Below are 20,947 nucleotides of genomic sequence, written 5' to 3'. Positions count from 1 at the left end.
TCTGAGAGGATCGACATGAGAAAGTGGCAATGCATTGTCTGTGGTTTTATTTATGACGAGGCCGAGGGTATTCCGGAAGAGGGCATCGAGCCTGGTACCGCCTGGGAAGACGTGCCCGACACCTGGGCCTGCCCCGATTGCGGTGCCACCAAAGACGATTTTGAGATGATTGTGCTTTGAAGGCGTCGCCTGCAACCACGCCACCACTGATTATCGTCGGCTCTGGCCTGGCGGCCTACACCCTGGTACGCGAATGGCGCAAAGCCGACCCCGATACCCCTCTGGTGCTGATTACCGCCGATGACGGCGCCGGCTATTCCAAGCCGATGCTGTCCAATGCGCACAGTAAGGGGCAATCGGCGGACGATTTGGTTCAAATGTCGGCCGATGACGTGGCGCAGCGCTACCAGGCCGAGTTGCTCACCCGAACCGAAGTGCTCCACATTGACCCGACCACCCGAACGCTGCATCTCGATACTGGCGCAGCGCTGGTGTGGGGCCAGCTGGTGTTGGCTGTGGGGGCTGAGCCGATTCGCGCGCCGCTGGAAGGCGATGCCCTGAACCGGGTGTTCAGCGTCAACGACCGGCTCGATTTTGCCCGATTCCAGTCTGAACTGGAGGGCGCGCGGCAGGTGGTTATTATGGGCGGTGGTCTGATTGGCTGCGAGTTTGCCAACGACCTGGTCAGCGCCGGTTTCGAGGTCGACCTGGTAGCCCCCAGCGAGACGCTACTGTCGGGCCTGGTACCCGCTGTAATAGGCGAAGCGCTCAAACAGGCGCTTGGTGAGGCGGGCGTTCGCTTCCATCTTGGGCCACTGGTGAGCCGGGTCGACCGGGCCGATGATAAAAAAATCCAGGTCACCTTGACCAATGGTCAAAAACTGCCGGCCGACCTGGTGCTCTCGGCCGTGGGCCTCCAGCCGCGGCTTGATCTGGCTCGCAAGGCCGGGCTGGCGGTTAATCGGGGTATTGTTGTTAATAAGCACTTACAAACCTCGGACCCTTCGATTTATGCACTGGGAGACTGTGCTGAAGTGGAAGGTCAGGTACTGATGTATGTGATGCCTCTGATGAATGCAGCTCGCGCCCTGGCAAAGACACTGGCCGGAGAAACGACGGCCGTACAGTGGCCGGCGATGCCGGTTACGGTAAAAACCCCGGCCTGTCCTGTGATCGCGTACCCACCCCAGAGCACTGGGGCATGGCAAATTGACGGCAGTGGCGCTAATCTAGCGGCTGTGTGCCGTCAGGGTGAGTCGATTGTGGGCTTTGCTTTGTCCGGTGAGCGCATCAAAGAGCGCAATACCTGGTTAAAGGCCGTACCACCTTTGCTGGCTAGCTAACCTGGGGTTGCCATGGGCCTGTGCGGCGCTTGGCAATCCAAATACCGTCGCGTATGCTGATTCAGTCATGCGGAACCCGAAATAAACAGAAGGAAAGTCTTATGCGTAAACCAGAACTGGCCGCTGCCATCGCCGAAAAAGCGGATATCTCAAAAGAAAAAGCCAATGAAGTGCTGAATGCCATGTTGGACCAGATCACCAACACCGTTGCCAAGAAAGAATCCGTCACTCTGGTTGGTTTCGGTACTTTTGAAGCACGCGCTCGCGCCGCTCGTACTGGCAAGAATCCGCAAACCGGTGCCAGCATCCAGATTCCGGCCAGCAACACCGTTGCTTTCAAGCCTGGTAAAGCGCTGAAAGACGCGGTTAACTGAGAAAGAGACGCAAGCCGCCTTCAATCCGGTTAATCACCAATGAAGGGGTTTTCGTCACGAAACGGGGCCTTCTGGCCCCGTTTTTCGTTCTAATTGCATGAATACCCACCGAGGCTTGGCAATTCGCCGGGTGCGCTGCATGATGCGCCTCCCCTGCATTGTGAGGCCAACGTTATGAAGTACCGTTTATTACTCTGGTTGATGGCACTGCGATTCAAACGCGCCCTTCGTCGCCAGCCCGCCTTTCGCGACGCACTGCAAGACATCGACCGAACCATTCAGTTCACCACCGACGAACGTAAAGTATCCCGCTACCTGGCCTTTCGCGACCAGCGGCTCAAGTCCCGTCGCGGTCAGGCCGAGCACGCCGACATCACCCTGCGCTTCACCACTGCGTCAGAGGGCTTCAGCACGCTCTGGGCCATGGCCACCGGCAAAGACCGCAATGCCGTTATGAAAGCCATACAGGACAAACGCCTGGCCGTCGAAGGCGACCCCATGCTGCTGATGTGGTTCCAGAAGACGGTCAAATTCCTGCGGTAGGGGTTTCTGTTGTGGCAGGAGTCCGTGCTGGCCACCGGGTAGGCCGCTCCGGGGTCGGCGTGAACCCCTCCATGGGGCCTAGATCGCAACATCCATGTTGCGAACTACCCCGGAGCGGCCTACCCGGCAGCCAGTACTCAGCGCGGTAGTTAAATAAAACTCTTTCAAAGATCTTTTATATAACCCAGCGGCAAATCCGTTTTATCCACCACACGCCTCAGTACGAAACTCGAGTGAACGCCGGAAACGCCGGGGATTCGGGTGATTCGGTTCAGTAGCAGTTCCTGAAAGACATCCATGTCTGGTACGACCGCCTTCAGCATGTAGTCGGCATCGTGGCCGGTGATCAGATAGCACTCCTGGATTTCCGGGCAGGCTTCGATCTGGCGCTGAAACTCGTCGAACCGTTCGGGAATGTGCCTGTCCATGCTGATCATGATCACCGCTGTCAGTGATAGCCCCAGCGTCTTGCGCTCCAGCAGGGTGACCCGCTTCAATATGACGCCAGCGTCTTCCAGGGCCCGCACCCGGCGCAAACACGGCGAGGGTGATAGACCGACTCGTTCGGCCAGTTCCTGATTGGTGAGGCCGCCGTCCTGTTGCAGGCAATCCAGAATGCGGCGGTCTGTTTTATCAATTCTGACCAGTTTCTCGCTCATGGTGGCTGATTCTCGCTATTAATCTTTAATATTGGCAATTAACTGCTCAAAAATAGCGATATTGAGTCAAATTAGCAAACACATTGCCCTGCGGGGTGGGTATCATAAGGTCATTGCTCGGGTGAGTAGCGGTTACCGCTGTTACAGACCCCGACTGCCCGGCTCACAAGGCCAGACAGTGCCAGCGACGACCCCGTTGCCGGCTCAGCAGGTGCCAGACCCATCATCATTGGGCTGAGTCCCTGACCAGGCGGTGCAAGCCGCCTGTCAGCTTTCTTGCAGAAACGAGCAAGAAAGTTGCTGAATCCAGCACTACTGATCAATGAGGACAACTTTTTCAGGACAGCCTAAAACAGGAAACCATCATGAGTTTCGACCACCGCAAATACCCGGCCTTTGCCCCCATTCGCAAAACCGACCGTCGCTGGCCCGATCGAGTCATCGAGCAAGCCCCGATCTGGTGTGCGGTGGACCTACGGGACGGGAACCAGGCGCTGGTCAAGCCGATGAACCTGGTACAAAAGCAACAGATGTTTGATTTGCTGGTTGATTGTGGCTTTAAAGAGATCGAGATTGGCTTTCCTTCGGCCAGCCAGCCCGATTTCGATTTCTGCCGGCAGTTGATTGAACAGAACCGCATTCCGGACGATGTCACCATTCAGGTGCTCACTCAGGCGCGCCCGGAACTTATTGCGCGTACCTACGAAGCCCTGGCCGGTGCGCCGCGTGCCATTGTGCATGTGTACAACTCCACCTCGACCGTGCAGCGTGAGCAGGTGTTCGGGCTCGACCGCGAAGGCATTAAAGCCATTGCCGTCAACGGTGCGAAAGAAGTGCAGCGCCACGCCGCCCTGCACCCGGAAACCGACTGGACATTCCAGTATTCCCCGGAAAGCTTCACCGGCACTGAGTTGGATTTCTCGGTGGAGGTGATCGACGCCGTATCCGACGTCTGGCATCCGGAGCAGGGCCAGAAGATGATCATTAACCTGCCTGCCACTGTTGAGATGTCGACTCCCAACATTTTTGCCGACCAGATCGAATGGGTGTGCGACAACATTAAGCACCGCGAACACATCGTAATCAGTCTGCACACCCATAACGACCGTGGCTGCGGTGTAGCGGCAGCAGAACTGGGCCTGATGGCTGGTGCCGACCGCATCGAAGGCACACTGCTCGGCAATGGCGAACGCACCGGTAACATGGATCTGGTGACCGCAGCGATGAACCTCTATTCACAGGGGGTTGATCCGACACTCGATTTATCCGACATGGCGCGCATCATTCGCACCGTGGAATACTGCACCGAAATTCAGGTTCACCCGCGCCACCCTTATGCCGGTGAGCTGGTGTTCACGGCTTTCTCGGGCAGCCATCAGGATGCCATTCGCAAGTGCCTGAACCGTCGCACGGCTGATGACGAGATGTGGCACGTCGCCTACTTGCCGATCGACCCTTCCGATCTCGGCCGTCGATACGAAGAAGTCGTGCGCATCAACAGCCAGTCCGGCAAGGGCGGCGTCGCCTATGTGCTGGAGCGGGATTACGACATCACCCTGCCGCGTTGGTTGCAGATTGATTTTGCCAAGGTCGTGCAACGTGCCGCTGAAGTCAGCGGCGACGAAATCAATTCCGATACCATTCACCAGTTGTTTGACCGTCACTATCTGGCCACGCCAGAAGGCTGGCGTCTGCACACCTACGACCTGCACCGCACCGACGAAGGTGTGGAAGCCCAGGTTGATTTCGGTGACGACAGTGACCGGGCGTTGTTGCAAGGCTACGGCCAGGGCGCGGTTGAGGCACTGGCTCAGGCACTGGAAAAACGCTACGACATCACCCTGCAAGTCGATGCCTATGACGAATTTGCCCTGTCGGAAGGCACGCGGGCCAATGCACTGGCGTGTTTGAAAGTGAATGTGAGCGGTACGCCGGTGACAGCGGCTTCGTTGGCCGGTGACACGACTACCGCTACCTTGCAGGCGTTGTTGAATGCGGTTGGCCGGTATCAGTTGGCCAGTGCAGATGATAAGCGTCAGGCGGGGAGTGAGGCGGCGGCGTTGTAGGTCATATCCATGTGGCGGTTGAAAATTGTGATCGATATTGGCCGCCACACGACACAGCCTGGAATAAACTGCGGGCTGATAAAGCCTCAAAGTCCGCAGCTAATCACACCAGAGGCTCCCTTAGTTCAGTCGTCCAATGGATTGGTACAACCCCAATTTCTCCAGCGACTCTTTCTGGTGCTGTTGCATTTCTTTCAGAGACTCAACGAGGTTTTTGAGTCGTTCAAGCGCGCCGTCTTCTGGCGTTAGGTCAAACTGCCAGAGGGTTGGCAAGTTCTCCAGGAATCCATGGTCGGCCGCCTCAGGTGTGAATACATAGGTCTGGGTGACGCGCGTTGTTGTGCTGAAATCTAGGTTGGCCTGCATGCGTTCTACGGCTTGCCGTCGGGTTTCACTGTCAAAGGATTGTTCCTGCCTGCTCACAGAGACCTCAGCGCGTTGAGTTATTTCACCTTGCAGCGCGATGGTCACTGTCGGGGCTTCTTCGCTGGTGGGTCGCTGCAGCACCGGCTCGATTGCTGCCTGTGCCAGCAGATTGTTCCCCTGAATCCGGACCTGGGTTTCCTCATTGCGCTCCTGAATCCGAACATCTGTGGATTCCTGAAAGAACGCCAGGGGGTTCATTCGGGTGTCTTCCTGCCCGTCGTCATCGATATACCCAAGGCTGGATTCGGAGACAAAGTTGCGCAGGTTCAGTTCCTGCACAACGGCGACGGCGCCGTTTTCCATTAAGGCGGCCCCGCTTCGTTTCACCTGGGCCTGCAATTCGCCCTCGCTATCGAGTAAGTCGTACCGGGTTTCGGCACTGGTGAGTGATAAGGCACCCAGGCCTACGGTAGACAGCGACTGGATGACGGGTTGACCCTGGTCATCGAATTGCATAAAGCCCAATTGTTGAAAAGCGGCGTCGCCTTCGTCTATCCAGCCGTTGCCGTCGTCATCGAGTTCGGCCAGTTCCTGGTAGCCATAGCCCGTCGACGGGCCAAACAGCTCGCTGCCTTCATCAATTTTCCCGTTGCCGTTGCGGTCGAATACGAGGTAGCCGGAGCCACTGGCGGTTCTGGATACGCTGTCCAGTTCGCCGTCGGCATTCAAGTCGAAGTCGAACACTTCGTCACTCAGTTGCACGCTCTCACCGTTCAGGTTGATGGCGAGCGGATCGATCAGGTCAACATTCCCAACGAAGGTATTGACCTGTTCACGTTGTGTCAGGCGTTCGAAGTCGAGTTGCATGAGAAAACTAATCTCGCGCCCGTCTGCGGTCGTTACTGTGCCCAGGGTGTTCATTTGTACCGAGTTGTGGGTTTCAACACTTTCAACCGTGCTGATCTCAATAAAGGTTGCGTCGGTTGGGCTGCCACTGCTTCCCGTCGGCAGTGAGCGGGTGATTGTGAACTCGGCCCGTTGCGAAGACGCCGTGACCGCTTCAAGGATTGACTGGCTTAAATGGTTGCTGACGGTATCGCCTGGCCCGGTGACGACCGAGGCCGCTTGCAGTGCGAGCCGGTCTGCGTGCGTGGTGGTCAGTTCCAGTGTGACGCTGGCTTCGCTTTCGGCTGACCGTTTGCGCTCAAAAAGCAGGCGCCCCTGACCGACATCCATAATATCCGAGCCACGGTTGAACCGTTGCTGGAGTGTGTCCTGGTCCAGAGTGCTGACCTGTTCACGCCGCTGTTGCAGTCGCTCGGTGGTGTGTTGCTGAACCGATTGGCTGACCACATCACTGCTGATGATACGCATAATAATCCCTCAAACGTAACGATACCTGATGGGTATCGGCCGGGCTGAGCCAAAACCTGAATGAAATTGAGTATCAATTTGTAATTTCACCGGTATTCCGCGCGCTGGGCGCAGTGCACTCAAATTATTTTTACCCCTTTTCCCCACCTCAGACGTTTAACCCCCAAGACCGACCATTAGGCGGTCGTTCGATACTAGGGGAATCCACATGATCAATCGCACTCACGGCCTTTGGCTGAGCACCGTCATACTCACTGCCTGCTTCAGCGTTCAGGAGCCTAATACTCTGGAAGCGGGGCAGACTCAATCGGAACCGTCATCGGCTGACATTCGCCCGGCACCGCAGCCAGAACCGTTGCGTGAGACAACGAAACTCAATTCGACGCTTGCGGATGCCACCAGTCCCCATATTCAGGCACAGCCCATTGCGCGTTCTGAAAGCATCGCAAGCTTTATGTTGCCCGCTCCAAGCCCGGAGCCTGGGGTGGTTACCGAGCCCGATCGGGAGCGCTATGAGGCAGCTGCGGTCAACCCGATCCACCGTGTGCTTGAGACGCCGGTGTCTACCTTCAGTGTTGATGTGGATACCGCCAGCTACAGCAACATGCGCCGGTTTCTGAGCCAGGGCGTGATGCCGCCCGAAGACAGCATTCGGGTTGAAGAACTGCTTAATTACTTCGACTATCAGTATGAAGGGCCTGGCGAGGGTGACCACCCCTTTGCGATTCATACTCAGCTGGCACCCACTCCCTGGAACGAACATACACAATTGCTGCGCATTGGGGTGCAGGGTTACGAGGTTGAAGCAGAGTCACTGCCGCCGATGAATCTGGTATTCTTGCTCGATGTCTCCGGTTCCATGAACCAGCCCAATAAACTGCCCCTGTTGCAACGCGCCTTTGGGTTGCTGGTAGATAGGCTACGGTCTGAAGACAAAGTGGCCATTGTGGTTTATGCCGGTGCTTCGGGGGTGGTGTTGGAGCCTACCGGTGGGGACGATCGCGTCAGTATCAGTCATGCGTTGAACCAGTTGCAGGCCGGCGGCAGTACTCATGGCAGTGCGGGCATTCAGTTGGCCTATCAGGTTGCGGAAGCGCAGTTCAGGGAAGGTGGCATCAACCGGGTGATACTGGGCACCGATGGTGACTTTAATGTGGGTGTAACCAACCTTGATGACCTGAAAGCACTGATTGAGGCAAAACGTGACAGCGGCGTCTTCTTCAGTGCGCTCGGGTTTGGTACCGGCAATTATAACGATCAGCTAATGGAAGAGCTGACCAACCTGGGCAACGGCACTGCCTATTACATTGACCAGTTCCGGGAAGCCCGCAAGGTATTCGCTGAAGACCTGACTGGCACGCTGCACACCATCGCCAAAGACGTCAAAATACAGGTCGAGTTTAACCCGGCCCAGGTCGCCGAATACCGGTTGATCGGTTACGACAACCGCCAATTGCGCCGGGAAGATTTCAATAATGACCGGGTCGATGCCGGTGACGTTGGCGCCGGGCACTCGGTCACCGCTTTGTATGAAATCGTGCCAGCCCAGGGTGATTTCCGGTTTACTGATCCGCTGCGTTTTCAGGAGCACTCGGGTATTGAAGCCACGGCTTCGGAACTGGCCTTTGTGAAACTGCGCTACAAACGGCCGGATCAGGACCGCAGTATTCTGATGTCCCATCCGGTCGAAGCGGCCACTGAAGCCCAGAGTATGGACAGCGCCATGCAGTTTGCCGCCGCCGTCGCCGGATTTGGCGAGTTGTTGCGCGGCAGCTACTATGTCGACGACTGGTCAATTGCGGATGCCCGTCAACTGGCGCAAGCGGCCATTGGCGAGGATGCCTTCGGCTACCGCCAGGAGTTGCTTCAACTGATGCAGAACGCCGAGGCGTTAGCGGCCCATTGAAACAGGAATATCGTTAGCAGTGACGCTGTTATCCAACGTACAGGGCTGGTTCACCGGCCGGGGCGATGCAGCCCCGGCCGACCCGGACAGCCAACTGATGTGGCGCTATCGTCAATCCGGCAGCGCAGACCTGCTCGCCCGTCTGATGCGTAACACGGGGGACGACCTCTACCATTTCCTGTTAACCCAAACCGATGCCGCCTTTGCCGAAGACTTGTACCAGAGTGTCTGGCTCAGGGTGATGGAGCGCCGCCATCAGTACGAGCCGGGGTCGGCCAAGTTCAAGACCTGGCTGTTCACGCTGGGCCGACATCTGATGATCGATGAGTTGCGGCGGCAGAAACGCTGGCAATCGACGGATCTGGACAGTGCAGAAACCGACCCGGCGAGCCTGGCAGAACTGCACACACAACCGCTGGAAAGCACCATCGCTCAGGATAACCTTCACCAGCACTTTGACCGGTTGTTGCTCGGGTTGCCCTTTGCCCAGCGCGAGGCGTTCGTGTTGCAGCAGGAGGGTTTTAGCCTGAAAGACATCAGTGACATTACCGGCATCGGCCAGGAAACTATTAAAAGCCGGCTGCGTTTTGCCCGTCAAACCCTACAGCAACAGTTGGAGGCGCATCATGGCCCCGCATGACGACCGTTCAGCACCGCACGATGATGACCTGTCGTCGCTTTACCGGCAGCGCAAGCAGCGCCACCCGGCCCCCGAGCGCTTGAACGAGGCGGTGTTAGCGACTGCCAAGGCTGAAAAAGACCGTCATGGGCGAGGTTATGGCTGGAAAGGTGCCTTGTCTTCGGTCGCCGCCGCTGTGGTTATTCTCGTGCTGGGCATGAACTGGCTGCAAGATCCGGTGCTCTCACTCAGCGAAGACGTCAGTCTGGTCTCGGAAATGGCCGATACGGAAGCGACTGAGTCGGCACAGTCTTTTTTGTCTGAATTGGCCACCGGTGAAGCACCCCCTGAACCCGCTCGCAGTGCACCAGCACCGGCTCCCAAGGCAGAGACGCGGCGTATGGAACCGGCGGAGAGTGAACCCTCCGGGTCTGATGCGCCCGTGATGATGGCTGACCGGGCTTTGCCGTTTGAATCGGTGCAGTCAGAAGCGGTAGCGCTAAAGCCGCGCTTTCTGAAAGCGATAGCAGGAGAAAACTCTGTGTTTGAACAATGTGATGGCCGTCTGTTCGAGTACACCATTCCGACAGCGCCCAGCAAGGGCTGGTTTGAAGTCGAATGGTCAGAGAGTGGCGGTATCGGCAGCGTTGTTTCCAGGGGCGCCGAATCACCTTGTGACTCACAATGAGCAGAGCTGAGTAAGGTCGTAAGGGGAGAGGCTCTTGAAAGGAAACCTAGGATCTTTCAGGTACGGACTGCCTGCTCCAGTCGGAAGCAGGCAGACGGTTGTGTTCGGGTTTAGCCGGTAATCCGACGCTGCGCACGCCACTGCTTCAACACCGGGCGTGGGTCCTGGCTCAGCGGCATGGCAATGGCCATCTTCAGTTCTGCACGGGTGTAGCCTATGTCTTCCAGCGTGGCATCATCGTATCGTGTCAGGCTGATCAGCTTGTTGCGGTATTGCCAGGCACGGTAAAGGCGACCTGCCGTGGCAAACAAGTGCAGCGGTGGCATCGACGGCATATAGAATTCGGGTACCGGTGCTTTGGCAGGTAGTTGAACGAGGGTGTTGAGACCGATAGCTGTCATGGTGTTCTCCGGTAAAACAGCAAATGTAAGGGTATACGGTCTGGTCAATTAGTAGGCAGATCGCGGCGCGGATTATGCTGATCCAATCGGTCAAGATCAATCGTGAAAGTGGGTATTTTTTCTGTAAATACAAAATATTACTGATTTGCCGATAGCGCCGGAAAAACAGCGGTTTGAAAGGCTTTCGGTTACCTCACTTTGACAACCCGCGACCACCCCAACCACCCCTTCCTGACCCAGATGATAAAGGCGCGCCGGCACTGGTCGCATTTGACCGTGTGCACGCCTTCGGTTTTGGCTGGGTAGTCAGCCGTGTAGGGTGCGCTGCAAAACGGACACTGCACGGCCATGGGCGGTACTCTTTAGATTATGCCGGGGTTACTGCGGCGCCGTTGCCTGGCGCGCTTCCAGATAGGTGATCTGGTTCAGCCCGTTGATGTATTGCTGCATCATGTCGGCCCGTTCGGCGTCGCTCAGGTTGGCGGCTTGCAGTTGTTTGTCGAAGGCGGCCTTGAGCATGTCGAATTCGAAGTCGACGGTTTTCAGCACGCCTTGAATGCTGTCGCCGCGGCGCACGTTGCTCAGGCGCAGGTCGCCATTCTCTTCAAAGAAGATGTCGAGGCTGTCGGTGTCGCCAAACAAGTTGTGCAGGTCACCCAGAATTTCCTGATAGGCACCGACCATGAAGATGCCCAGCCAGGGCTTTTCATTGGGTGTCCAGTCCGGCAGGGGCAAGGTGGTTTCGACGCCTTCGCCATCGACATAGGCGTTGATGCGGCCATCGGAATCGCAGGTGATGTCCTGAATCACGCCGCGTTCAGTCGGTTCCCGGTCTAGCCCGGTCAGCGGCAGAATCGGAAAGATCTGGTCGATGCCCCAGATGTCGGGCACCGACTGAAACACCGAGAAGTTAACGAACAACTTGGTCGCCAGCTTTTCATTCAAGTCGTCAATCATGCCTCTGTGGCTGCTCTTGCTCGGGTTCAAACGGCTGCGAATACCCTGGTTCAGACTGCGCGCCAGTTCCTCGGCCTGGGCTCGACCATGCAGCGATAATTGCCCCAGGTTATAGGCCTGGTGGCATTCGCTGAGGAAGTAGCTGGCATCGTGATACAGCTCGGCTAGGGAGCGCTTGCGCGAGTCCAGATCCTGCAGGCAGGACCAGAGTTCGAGCAGGGCCGGTTGTTCATCACTCTCCGGCTTGCCCACACTGGCTGTGTCTGCACGCTCTTCTTCGATTACATCGGTCAACAGCACGGCATGGTGTGCGGTAACCGCCCGGCCGGATTCACTGAAAATGTTCGGGTGCGGCAGGTCTGCCTGCTCGGCGGCTTGGCGGAATGCAAAAACGACGTTGTTGGCGTATTCCTGGGTGCTGTAGTTCATCGAACAGGTCGAGCGCGAACGGGTGCCTTCGTAATCCACACCCAGCCCACCGCCGACATCAACACACTGAATTGGAACGTCCAACTGGCGCAGTTCAACATAGAAGCGAGCGCACTCACGCAAGCCGACCTGAATATCGCGAATATTGGCGATCTGCGAGCCCAGATGAAAGTGCAGTAATTGGAAAGCGTCGGTCATGTTGGCGGCTTTCAGTGCATCGACCACGCGCAGCACTTCGGCAGCGGTCAGCCCGAACTTGGATTTTTCGCCCCCGGTGTTCTGCCAGTTACCCTTGCCAATGGATGACAACCGGGCCCGCACGCCAATGCGCGGCCGCACGTTCAGCTCCTGAGCGATCTGAATCACCCAGTCGACTTCGCTGGCTTTCTCCACCACCAGAAACACCCGGTGGCCGAGTTTTTCAGCCAGCAGCGCCAGTCGAATGAACTCGCGGTCTTTGTAGCCGTTGCAAACAATGGTGGTCTCACCTTTATGGGCCTCGGCCATCACCGCCAGTAACTCCGGCTTGCTGCCGGCTTCCAGCCCAATGCGACCATTGCAGGCTTTTTGCTGGCCGTTAATGATTTCCTCAACAACCCGGCGTTGCTGGTTCACCTTGATCGGATACAACGGCTGGTACTGGCCCTGATAGGCTTCACTGGCGATGGCCTTGTGAAAGGCATCCACTATGGTGCCAACCCGGTCATGCAGAATATGCGGAAAACGCACCAGCAGTGGCATTTGCAAACCCTGGGCTCGAGCGGCGTCGACAATACGCGTGAGCGGAACCGGCTGGGCGGCGTGGTTGACACTGACTCGACCATCACTGGTAATGCCAAAGTAGTCTTCCGACCAGCGGCTGACGTTATACAGTTCAAGAGCGTCGGCAACGGACCAACTCATAGTAAGCGTTTTCCTTATGATCAAATAACGGCAATCGGTAGTGGTAGCCTAGCAGCATTCACCGGGATGTTCGAAAAGAGGCGATTGTAGAACGTTGTGCTCAGCGCGCAATCAATCATAATGGCGGGCTGCGTAAATTGATGAAATGGAGTGACCGAGCATGAACAAGAGCATCATCAGCACCGATCAGGCCCCGGCCGCCATTGGCCCCTACTCACAGGCTGTTAAAGTGGGCGATACCGTCTATCTGTCCGGCCAGATCCCGCTCGACCCGGAAACTATGGCGCTGGTGGAAGGCGACATCGCAGCCCAGGTGCACCAGGTGTTCAAGAACCTGACCGCGGTCTGCGAAGCGGCTGGTGGCAGCCTGCAGCACATTGTTAAGCTGAATATCTTCCTGACCGACCTTGGCCATTTCAACACCGTCAACGAGATCATGAAGGAGTATTTCGAGGCACCGTATCCGGCCCGTGCGGCCATAGGTGTGGCTCAGTTGCCGAAAGACGCCCAGGTTGAGATGGATGGGGTGATGGGGCTTTCCTGAAGCAGGGATCTTATTAATTAAGCGTTGTGAATTGGCAACCATGTGAGTGACAGGTGCCGTGTGAGCCTCTCCGGGGGAGTCCGCAGGAGGGATCCTGCGGTCTAGCCTCCATGGATGGATTCACGGCGACCCCGGAGAGGCTCACCCGGTGCCTGTCACGGACTCATGCCACGTCACTTGCCCCTCTTGTGTTTGGCCTTTAGCGCGCTGCGTGCGTCTTTGTAGCCTTGCCATCTTACCTGCATGGCAGCCAGCCAGCTTAATAGCTTGTGGGCAGCGCGGCGGCGAGTTAGGAATTTGGGCAATGCTTTGGCCATGTTGGCGAATCCTTGACGGGAATTGTTCGAAGGTTAGTGGAAAATTTTGATAAACTGCCGGTCCATTTAACGATTCATGAGCCCGATGCGTCAAGCGAACCCCTCATCACCGACCCCGCCCAAGCGTCCGGGTCGCCGTCAGCGCGATTCGCGCGTTACCGAAGGCACTCAGTATAGCGACTTTCTGGCGCCCAAATACTGGGGAGCCTGGCTCTTCATCGGCTTTATGTACGTGATTGGGTATGTACCCGGTAAGGTTCGCATTGGCTTGGCCCATATGCTGACGCCCGTGGCCATGCGCCTCGCCCGTAGCCGGCATCACGTTGCCAAAACCAATATCGATCTGTGTTTCCCGGAGAAAACCGAAGCCGAGCGTAAGAAACTGGTTCGGGATACCTTTTTCGCCAACGTACTGGGCTTTTTCGAAACGGCCGATTCCTGGGTACGCCCGATAGAGCGAATGCGCTCTCGCGTGCACTGGGAAGGCGTGGAACATCTGGATGCGGCCGAGAAAGACGGCCAGGGCGTTTTGCTGGTCGGGGGGCACTTCGCTATTCTGGACATGGCCGGTGCGCTGTTCGGGCTGATCAAACCCTACGATCTGGTCTACCGCAAACACGACAACGCCCTGCTCAACTACTTTATGACCCGCTCGCGCGAGCGCTGGTGCGAACGCACCCTGGCCCGCCGCGACATGAAAGGCCTGATCCGTTCATTGCGCGAAGGCCGCATCGTCTGGTACGCACCCGACCAGGATTATGGCCGCAAGGCGAGCGAGTTTGTGCCCTTTTTCAATGTTCAAACCGCAACCGTCACCATGACCAGCAAGCTGGCCAAATCGGGCAATGCTCGGGTGATACCGGTGTTTTTCTACCGCAACCCGTCACTGCTCGATTACGGCGCCCGCTTTGGCCCGCCACTGCCGATCCCCAGTGGAGATGACATCGCCGATGCGGCCTGTTTTAATGCCTGGCTGGAAGGCTGTGTACGGGAAGCGCCAGACCAGTATTTGTGGTTGCACAAGCGTTTTAAAACCCGGCCTGAGGGCGAGCCTTCAGTGTACTGATGTCATTACCCGGCGTTCGGCCCGGACGAATGACAACCCGGTAAACCATACTTGAGCAATCTCAATGACAACGATTACCGCAGCCCTCTGAGGCTCCCAACCAGGGTGACTATGAAAGCCTTCGATTATCCCGTTTTTGATGTCCAAATCGCCGCCGAAGTGCCAACCGACAGTGATGCCGTGCTGGAATGGCGTGAACGCAGTGTTTTGACCGTCATGGCCGACCGAAACCGGGAGCGGGATCAGACGCTGGCGCCGGTTGAAGCGCCAAATGGGCAGTGGACCTTTGTTAAGCTGGCGTCGGCCAGTTCGGTATTCGAGCGCCTGACTCAGGCGCGCAAAGCACTGGCAGGGGCCTGGCAAGTGGGTGATCAGCATCTGACGCTGGTGGCCGACAGTACCGAAGCATTGGACGCCTTGCTCAGCGCGGCATTGGCGGCTTTGTCTGTGTTGCCTACCTTCAAGCAGGACCCCGCCCCCGCCCCGACGGTAACGCGTATTACGCTGGTTGGGCCGATCGCCGATGCTGACGTGCGCATTCGCTGTGCCGAGGCCGAAGGCAATGCCCTGACCCGGTTTTTGTCAACGATGCCTGCCAACGAGCTGACGCCCTGGTCCTATCGAGACTGGGTGGAAGACCTGGCTGAAGCCGAAGGCTGGGGTTTTCGGGTATACGATTACAAAGAGCTGCAGCAAATGGGCGCAGGCGCCTTTCTGGCCGTAGCCCAGGGCTCGGAAAATCAGGATGCCTCCATCGTGCGGGTGCAGTATCGCGGCAAGCCGGAATCAACCGACACCCTGGCCCTGGTTGGCAAGGGCGTTTGTTTCGATACCGGGGGCTATAACCTGAAAATCAGCGGCAGCATGTTTGGCATGCACGGTGATATGGGCGGCAGCGCGGTAGTACTGGGCAGCCTGCTGACGGCTACCCGACTGGGTTTGCCGTTCAACATGACCGGCTGGCTGGCACTGGTAGCCAACCACCTGGGGCCCAATGCCTACCATGCCAATCAGGTGGTGCGGGCGTTGAACGGCACTACCATTGAAGTGGTGGATACCGATGCCGAGGGCCGTATGATTCTGGCCGATACCCTGACGCTGGCGTCGCGCGAACGGCCAAAATGGGTATTTGACTACGCAACCCTGACCGGCACCTGCATTGCTGCCCTTTCTACCCGATACAGTGGCGTTTTTACCAACCATGATGCCTGGTGGATGCCGCTGATCAGTACCGGCCAGCGCAGCGGAGAGCGGGTCTGGCCTTTCCCGATCGACCCGGATTACGACGACCAGATCAAAAGCGACATTGCCGATATTCAGCAGTGCAACCCGGGCAAGTCGTCCGACCATATTGACGCAGCGCGGTTTCTGAGCCGGTTTGTGGAGGCGGGCGTACCCTGGGTGCATGTCGACCTGGCGGCCGATAACCACAAAGGAGGCCTGGCCCATGTTCCAACGGATGTGACGGGCTTTGGTGTTCGCCTCACCCGGCAGTGGCTGCAGGACTGGTCGTCCGGTGCAGACTGAGTCGGTCAGAAATCGTCATCGGGCTGTCATCTGGCCCCCGGGTTGACTGCGTACAACCCGGTAACCCCACCTAATTGCAAAGAGTGCCCTCCCATGTTGAGTAACGAAGCCGCAGCTGTCCGTGAAGCACTGGTGCACCAGGGTCTGGAGACCCCTATGGTCGACAATGGCCTGAGCAATGAACAAAAACGAGAGCGCATCACCGGGCTGATGGCGGAAGTGGCAGGTACCCTCGGGCTCGATTTAACCGACGACAGCCTGATGGAAACCCCGGCGCGTATCGCCAAGATGTACGTTGAAGAGATTTTCTCCGGTCTCGATTACAGCACCTTCCCGAAGATCACCCAGATCGAGAACAAGATGGGCCTGCATGAGGTAGTTAAGGTGCGCGACATCGGCGTGCTCAGCACCTGCGAGCACCATTTCATCACCATCGATGGCTGCGCCCGTATCGCCTACATTCCCAAAGACACCATTATTGGCCTGTCGAAACTGAACCGCCTGGTGCGCTTCTTCGCCCAACGGCCTCAGGTGCAGGAACGTCTGACCCGTCAGATTATGGTATCGCTGCAAGTGCTGCTCGGCACCGATGACGTGGCCGTGCATATTGATGCGAAGCATTACTGTGTAAAAGCACGCGGCGTAATGGATGAGCAGTCCCAGACCGAGACTATAGCGCTGGGTGGGGTATTCAAAAAAGACGCCGGGTTGCGCACTGAGTTTTTAAGTTAAAACCCAGGGTTCGAAGATTGCCCAAGATTCCAGCGGCGGGTGCCGGGTAGGCCTCTGTGGGGTAGTCCGCAACATGGATGTTGCGGGCTAGGCTACATGGACGTATCTACGCCGACCCCACAGAGGCCTACCCGGTACCCGGCGCGGACCACCACCTCCCAAGTGACCCCAGCAAGGGTAAAACCTGGCGCAGTCAAGACGCCAGGCAGAAAGATAACTGTTCATTCTCAGTGCAGTTTCAACCGCGGCCGAATCGCATGATTTAACCGGTCGATTACCGTCAGCAGTGCCGTTCTGGCCACACCATGCAGCGCCACCTGATGCTGCCGATACAGGCTGATGTAGACCATCCGGGCAATGCGCCCTTCGATCATCATACTGCCCCGGGTAAGATTGCCCATCAGTGAGCCTACGGTGCTGAAGCGGCTCAGGCTGATCAGCGAACCATGGTCCTTGTACCGGTACTCAAGCAGAGGCTTCTGCTGGCGCTGACGCAGCATGTTCTTATAAACATGGCTGGCCATCTGGTGTGCCGACTGGGCGCGGGGCGGTACCCAGCGATCGCCCGGTTGCGGGCAGGCGCTGCAGTCGCCAATGGCCCAGATGCGGTCGTCTCTTGTTGTTTGCAGAGTCGCACTGACCAGCATCAGGTTGTTGCGGGTGGTTTCCAGCCCGGCCAGATCTTTAAGAAAACCCGGGGCACGCACGCCGGCCGCCCATACCATGATCGACCCTTCAATGCGTTCACCATCGTCTGTTTCCAGCGCACCCTCATGGCCTTTGACGACCTTGGTCTGGGTGCGCACGGTAACGCCCAGTTGACCCAGTTCGTGGGTGACCGTCTGGCTGATGCGATCGGGCAGGGCGGGCAAAATGCGCGGCCCGGCTTCGACCAGGGTGACGTCCAGATGTTCCGGGCCTACGTGGCCGAGGTCGTAGTCTTTCAGTACGCTGGCGGCGTTGTACAGCTCGGCCGATAGCTCAACCCCGGTGGCGCCACCGCCGACGATGACCAGCTTCAAGCGTTCATCCAAACCCTGGGCCCGAGCCCGGTCGAGTCGCAGAAAGGCGTTGAGCAGGTGCTGGTGGAAGCGCTCGGCCTGGGCCGGGGCGTCGAGCACCATGCAGTGCTCCTTGATGCCGGGAATGCCGAAATCGTTGGTGACGCTGCCCAGAGAAAACACCAGTTGATCGTAAGGGACGCGGCGTTCATTGAGCACGGTGGTGCCTTCGCTGTCGACCAGCGGCGCCAGAATCACCTCGCGTTTTTCCCGGTCCAGATCGCAGACGGTGCCCAGCGTAAAATGAAAGCCGTTACGGCGCGCCTGGCCCCGGTAGTTTACCTCATCGACACCCGCATCCAGTGAGCCGGCGGCGACTTCGTGCAGCAGCGGTTTCCACAGGTGGGTGTTGTTGCGGTCGATCAGCGTAATGTGCGCTTGCTTGCGCCGCCCCAGCTTTTTGCCCAGGCGCGTGGCCAGTTCAAGGCCACCGGCACCGCCACCGATGATGACAATGTTCTCCGGTTGAGTGGTTGTGTTTTGAGTCACACTGGACTCCTTTGGTCATGAATAATCGGTTCGGGGCCGGTCTCAATTCAGGAGGACTGGTCATCCTGCTCCCATATATCGAACCCGTTGCCCCGGGGATTCAGTGTTAGTGCCGTGCCGTAGGGTACTGGCCACTGCCAGGTGTGCTCAAACGGCTGCCCGAGCAGCGTTGCTGCCAGTGCGCGCAGGCTGCCCGCGTGGGCTATCACGATGCTGCGCTCATCAAATGAGGTCTGCAGCGCCCAGGCATGCACCCGGTTGAACAGATCACGGCCGGATTCTCCGCCCGGCATGCAGTAGTCGAGCGGTTGTTGTGCCCAGTCGTCCAGAGCGTCGCGATCAATATCGGACCAGGGGCGTTGCTCCCAGTCGCCAAAATTCAGTTCTCGCAGCGCCTCTACTTCCATTATCTGATCAGCCGGGGCCAGGGCCCGGGCAATGGCCAGACAGCGAGGCGACGGGCTGCAATACAAGGGCCCTGGTCGCTGCGCGAACCTGGCAGGCAGCGACCGGGCGGTCTGTTCCGCCGGCTCTGCCAGAGTCGGGTCGCTGTGCCCGTAACAGACACCGGTTTCGGCCGGTGCGCCGTGTCGAATCAGTATCACCGGTATCCTTCCATGATGACGGTTAGGGTTTCTATCCCTGCTCAGGCAATGAACGCCAGCAGGATCAGCACGGCCAGCGTTTCCTGCAGTTGCTGGGCAGCGCCCAGGCAGTCGCCAGTGTAGCCCTGAATGCGGCGCATAAACCAGCGGTTCAACAGGGCGCGAAGCAACAGGGCTCCAAGCGCTAGGCCGAGCAGCTGCATTGGGCTTAGCCACCAGACTAACCCCATTACGGGCACCAATGCCAGCACCGAGGCGCCTGTGTCAAAGCGGGTGGCCAGGGGTTTGCTTTTGCTGTTGTCGTCGCGGGCGTAGGGGAGCGTCCAGAGGGTTGAGATGGCCCAGAACCGGCTCCAGGCAGCGATCAGTGGCAGCGCCCACCAGGGCGATAGGCCTTGCTCGAACAGGGTTGTCCAGGCTAGCCAGCGAATCAGTAGGGTGACTACAAGGGCCGCCGCACCGTAAGTGCCCAGGCGGCTGTCTTTCATGATGGTGAGCACGGCCTCGCGGGTGAAGCCACCGCCAAAGCCATCGAAGGTGTCGGCCAGGCCGTCTTCGTGAAAGGCGCCGGTCAGCAGCAGGCTGAAAGCCAGCATCAGTGCAACCGCCACGGGCCAGGTCCATAAGGTGCCTGCGGCCATCACGACCAGGGCCAACATCAGGCCGAGAATCGCCCCGACCCAGGTAAAATAACGGCTGCTGTGGTTCAGCAGCGCGTCGTCAAAGCGGATACCCGGGGGCGGGGGCAGGCGGGAGAAGAAGACCCAGGCGTTGAAGAAACTGTGCCACTGGGTGACGAGCCAGGGTTCCGTTCGGGGGGTATCCGGTGATGGCATTGCGCTCAATCACCCCCAGCGGTATCGACGCCGGCACTGTCGAAGCTGGCCATTTCATCGAGCATGGCAACGGCGGCCCGAATCAGCGGCCAGGCCAATACCGCGCCGGTACCTTCGCCCAGACGCAAGTCGAGCTGCAGCAGGGGTGTTACGCCCAGAGCAGTGAGCATGCGCTGGTGACCCTGCTCGCCGGAAACATGGCTGAACAGGGCGTAGTCGAGGATCTCGGGGTGATCGCACCAGACGGTCAGCAGTGCGGCCGTTGCCAGAAAGCCATCGACAATAAAGGGTTTACCCAGCTCTGCCGTAGCCGCCATGGCCCCGGCGATCATCGCCAGTTCAAACCCACCCAGATGCTGCATGATGGCGCGACCCGAGGTCAAACCTGCCTGGTGCAATGCCAGCGCCTGGCGAACAACCTGGGTTTTGTGTTCAACAAGTGTGGTGTTGGCGCCGGTTCCGGCACCTACGCAGTCGGCGGGGTCGAGCTTCAGGCAGGCGGCCATCAGAGCCGCGCCGGCGGTGGTATTGCCAATGCCCATTTCACCAAAGCTGAGAATGTCGGCGCCTTCGGCCAGTTGCATTTCTATGATGTCGGCCGCTTTGTCGACGGCTAGCTGGTAGTGCTCGCGGCTCATAGCAGGCTGGCGCATAAAATTCGCGCTGCCCTCGCCCAGCCTGGCGTCAATCAGGTTTGGGTGGGCGGGCAGTGGTTCACCCTTGAGCCCGGCATCGACCACGGTCAAGCGAACGTCCTGCTGCCGGCAAAACACGTTGATGGCGGCGCCACCGGCCATAAAGTTCAGCACCATCTGGCGCGTTACGTCACTGGGGTAAGGGCTTACACCTTCCTCACAAATTCCATGGTCGGCCGCAAACACACAATGATTCAAGCGGCTGAGCTGCGGGCTTAAACTGTGTTGAATACGAGCGATCTGCGCCGCCACCGCTTCCAACTGACCCAGTGATCCGGGCGGCTTGGTCTTGTTATCGAGCGTATTCTGGATAACAGCATCAAGACTGTTGTCTACAGCGGTGATGGTAAAGCGGTCCTTGGGCATGGGTTGCTGTTCCCTCTGGTGGGTGAGTTTGGGCCCCGGGTTGCCCGCCGGGTTTGCTTCGTTGGCGGTCGTTCGTGTCAG

General features: G+C 58.1%; 20 protein-coding genes. 12 read left to right on the top strand and 8 right to left on the bottom strand.

The features are described from left to right. Positions 1 to 15: 15 nt before the first annotated feature. The 4 genes from EP166_RS10895 (at position 16) to EP166_RS10880 (ending at position 2,260) form a co-directional block, all read left to right on the top strand. Positions 16 to 180: a rubredoxin gene (locus tag EP166_RS10895; RefSeq protein ID WP_127556841.1), complete on the top strand. Its 165-nt coding sequence runs from the start codon at positions 16 to 18 to the stop codon at positions 178 to 180. Continuing rightward, the gene (locus tag EP166_RS10890; protein ID WP_127556839.1) at positions 177 to 1,343 is read left to right on the top strand and encodes an FAD-dependent oxidoreductase; all 1,167 of its coding nucleotides are present in this window, start codon (positions 177 to 179) and stop codon (positions 1,341 to 1,343) included. Before EP166_RS10895 ends, EP166_RS10890 begins: the two co-directional genes overlap by 4 nt. Positions 1,344 to 1,444: 101 nt before the next feature. Beyond that, complete coding sequence (locus EP166_RS10885) at positions 1,445 to 1,717, top strand: HU family DNA-binding protein (RefSeq protein ID WP_127556837.1); 273 nt, start codon at positions 1,445 to 1,447, stop codon at positions 1,715 to 1,717. A gap of 174 nt (positions 1,718 to 1,891) precedes the next feature. Continuing rightward, positions 1,892 to 2,260: an SCP2 sterol-binding domain-containing protein gene (locus EP166_RS10880; protein WP_127556835.1), complete on the top strand. Its 369-nt coding sequence runs from the start codon at positions 1,892 to 1,894 to the stop codon at positions 2,258 to 2,260. A gap of 164 nt (positions 2,261 to 2,424) precedes the next feature. On the opposite strand, the gene EP166_RS10875 is transcribed toward EP166_RS10880, so the two are convergent. Continuing rightward, positions 2,425 to 2,919 carry an Lrp/AsnC family transcriptional regulator gene (locus EP166_RS10875; RefSeq protein WP_127556833.1) on the bottom strand — a complete coding sequence of 165 codons (495 nt, stop codon included), beginning with the start codon at positions 2,917 to 2,919 and terminating at the stop codon, positions 2,425 to 2,427. A gap of 365 nt (positions 2,920 to 3,284) precedes the next feature. Between EP166_RS10875 and leuA the strand changes: the two genes are divergently transcribed. Then, a complete protein-coding gene (leuA, locus tag EP166_RS10870; protein WP_127556831.1) occupies positions 3,285 to 4,985 on the top strand; it encodes a 2-isopropylmalate synthase in 1,701 nt (566 codons plus the stop codon). Positions 4,986 to 5,105: 120 nt separating this feature from the next. Here leuA and EP166_RS10865 read toward each other — a convergent pair whose 3' ends face one another. Next, on the bottom strand, positions 5,106 to 6,725 hold the full coding sequence (locus tag EP166_RS10865) for a hypothetical protein (RefSeq protein ID WP_127556829.1): 1,620 nt from the start codon (positions 6,723 to 6,725) through the stop codon (positions 5,106 to 5,108). 208 nt (positions 6,726 to 6,933) lie between these two features. On the opposite strand from EP166_RS10865, the gene EP166_RS10860 reads away from it, so the two are divergent. The 3 genes from EP166_RS10860 to EP166_RS10850 are packed head-to-tail and all read left to right on the top strand — an operon-like array spanning position 6,934 to position 9,938. Next, positions 6,934 to 8,631 (top strand): vWA domain-containing protein, encoded by a 1,698-nt coding sequence (locus tag EP166_RS10860; RefSeq protein ID WP_246026273.1) that lies wholly within the window; start codon positions 6,934 to 6,936, stop codon positions 8,629 to 8,631. A 19-nt stretch (positions 8,632 to 8,650) separates the two neighbouring features. Beyond that, positions 8,651 to 9,271 carry a sigma-70 family RNA polymerase sigma factor gene (locus EP166_RS10855; protein WP_220432546.1) on the top strand — a complete coding sequence of 207 codons (621 nt, stop codon included), beginning with the start codon at positions 8,651 to 8,653 and terminating at the stop codon, positions 9,269 to 9,271. Then, positions 9,258 to 9,938: a hypothetical protein gene (locus tag EP166_RS10850; protein ID WP_127556827.1), complete on the top strand. Its 681-nt coding sequence runs from the start codon at positions 9,258 to 9,260 to the stop codon at positions 9,936 to 9,938. Before EP166_RS10855 ends, EP166_RS10850 begins: the two co-directional genes overlap by 14 nt. A 110-nt stretch (positions 9,939 to 10,048) precedes the next feature. Here the strand turns inward: EP166_RS10850 and EP166_RS10845 are convergent, their stop codons facing one another. Together EP166_RS10845 and speA are read right to left on the bottom strand one after the other, a co-directional pair. Further along, positions 10,049 to 10,339: a DUF1127 domain-containing protein gene (locus EP166_RS10845; protein WP_127556826.1), complete on the bottom strand. Its 291-nt coding sequence runs from the start codon at positions 10,337 to 10,339 to the stop codon at positions 10,049 to 10,051. Between the two features lie 378 nt (positions 10,340 to 10,717). Continuing rightward, positions 10,718 to 12,628, bottom strand: coding sequence for a biosynthetic arginine decarboxylase (speA, locus tag EP166_RS10840; protein WP_127556825.1), 1,911 nt, complete (start codon positions 12,626 to 12,628; stop codon positions 10,718 to 10,720). A gap of 160 nt (positions 12,629 to 12,788) precedes the next feature. Here speA and EP166_RS10835 point away from each other — a divergent pair, with 160 nt between their 5' ends. The 4 genes from EP166_RS10835 to folE all read left to right on the top strand — a co-directional run bounded on the left by EP166_RS10835 (position 12,789) and on the right by folE (position 16,814). Continuing rightward, a complete protein-coding gene (locus tag EP166_RS10835; RefSeq protein WP_127556824.1) occupies positions 12,789 to 13,172 on the top strand; it encodes a RidA family protein in 384 nt (127 codons plus the stop codon). Between the two features lie 402 nt (positions 13,173 to 13,574). Next, positions 13,575 to 14,555, top strand: a complete 981-nt coding sequence (gene lpxL, locus EP166_RS10830; RefSeq protein ID WP_164743903.1) for an LpxL/LpxP family Kdo(2)-lipid IV(A) lauroyl/palmitoleoyl acyltransferase — start codon at positions 13,575 to 13,577, stop codon at positions 14,553 to 14,555. A 111-nt stretch (positions 14,556 to 14,666) separates the two neighbouring features. Further along, positions 14,667 to 16,082, top strand: coding sequence for a M17 family metallopeptidase (locus EP166_RS10825; protein ID WP_127556822.1), 1,416 nt, complete (start codon positions 14,667 to 14,669; stop codon positions 16,080 to 16,082). Between the two features lie 93 nt (positions 16,083 to 16,175). Beyond that, on the top strand, positions 16,176 to 16,814 hold the full coding sequence (gene folE, locus EP166_RS10820; protein ID WP_127556821.1) for a GTP cyclohydrolase I FolE: 639 nt from the start codon (positions 16,176 to 16,178) through the stop codon (positions 16,812 to 16,814). A 227-nt stretch (positions 16,815 to 17,041) separates the two neighbouring features. On the opposite strand, the gene EP166_RS10815 is transcribed toward folE, so the two are convergent. Genes EP166_RS10815 through cobT form a run of 4 tightly spaced genes read right to left on the bottom strand, consistent with a single transcriptional unit; the run spans position 17,042 to position 20,866 of the window. Further along, entirely contained in the window at positions 17,042 to 18,364 is a 1,323-nt protein-coding gene (locus EP166_RS10815; RefSeq protein ID WP_127556820.1) for an NAD(P)/FAD-dependent oxidoreductase, read from the bottom strand. Between the two features lie 47 nt (positions 18,365 to 18,411). Continuing rightward, positions 18,412 to 18,969 carry a histidine phosphatase family protein gene (locus EP166_RS10810; protein WP_164743902.1) on the bottom strand — a complete coding sequence of 186 codons (558 nt, stop codon included), beginning with the start codon at positions 18,967 to 18,969 and terminating at the stop codon, positions 18,412 to 18,414. A 41-nt stretch (positions 18,970 to 19,010) separates the two neighbouring features. Further along, entirely contained in the window at positions 19,011 to 19,805 is a 795-nt protein-coding gene (locus EP166_RS10805) for an adenosylcobinamide-GDP ribazoletransferase (protein WP_127556818.1), read from the bottom strand. A 5-nt stretch (positions 19,806 to 19,810) separates the two neighbouring features. Further along, on the bottom strand, positions 19,811 to 20,866 hold the full coding sequence (cobT, locus tag EP166_RS10800; RefSeq protein WP_127556817.1) for a nicotinate-nucleotide--dimethylbenzimidazole phosphoribosyltransferase: 1,056 nt from the start codon (positions 20,864 to 20,866) through the stop codon (positions 19,811 to 19,813). Positions 20,867 to 20,947 lie beyond the last annotated feature (81 nt).

The sequence above is a fragment of the Saccharospirillum alexandrii genome, from assembly GCF_004000275.1.
GTDB classification, from domain to species: Bacteria; Pseudomonadota; Gammaproteobacteria; order Pseudomonadales; family Natronospirillaceae; genus Saccharospirillum; species Saccharospirillum alexandrii.
This window is presented reverse-complemented; position numbering and strand designations above follow the sequence as displayed.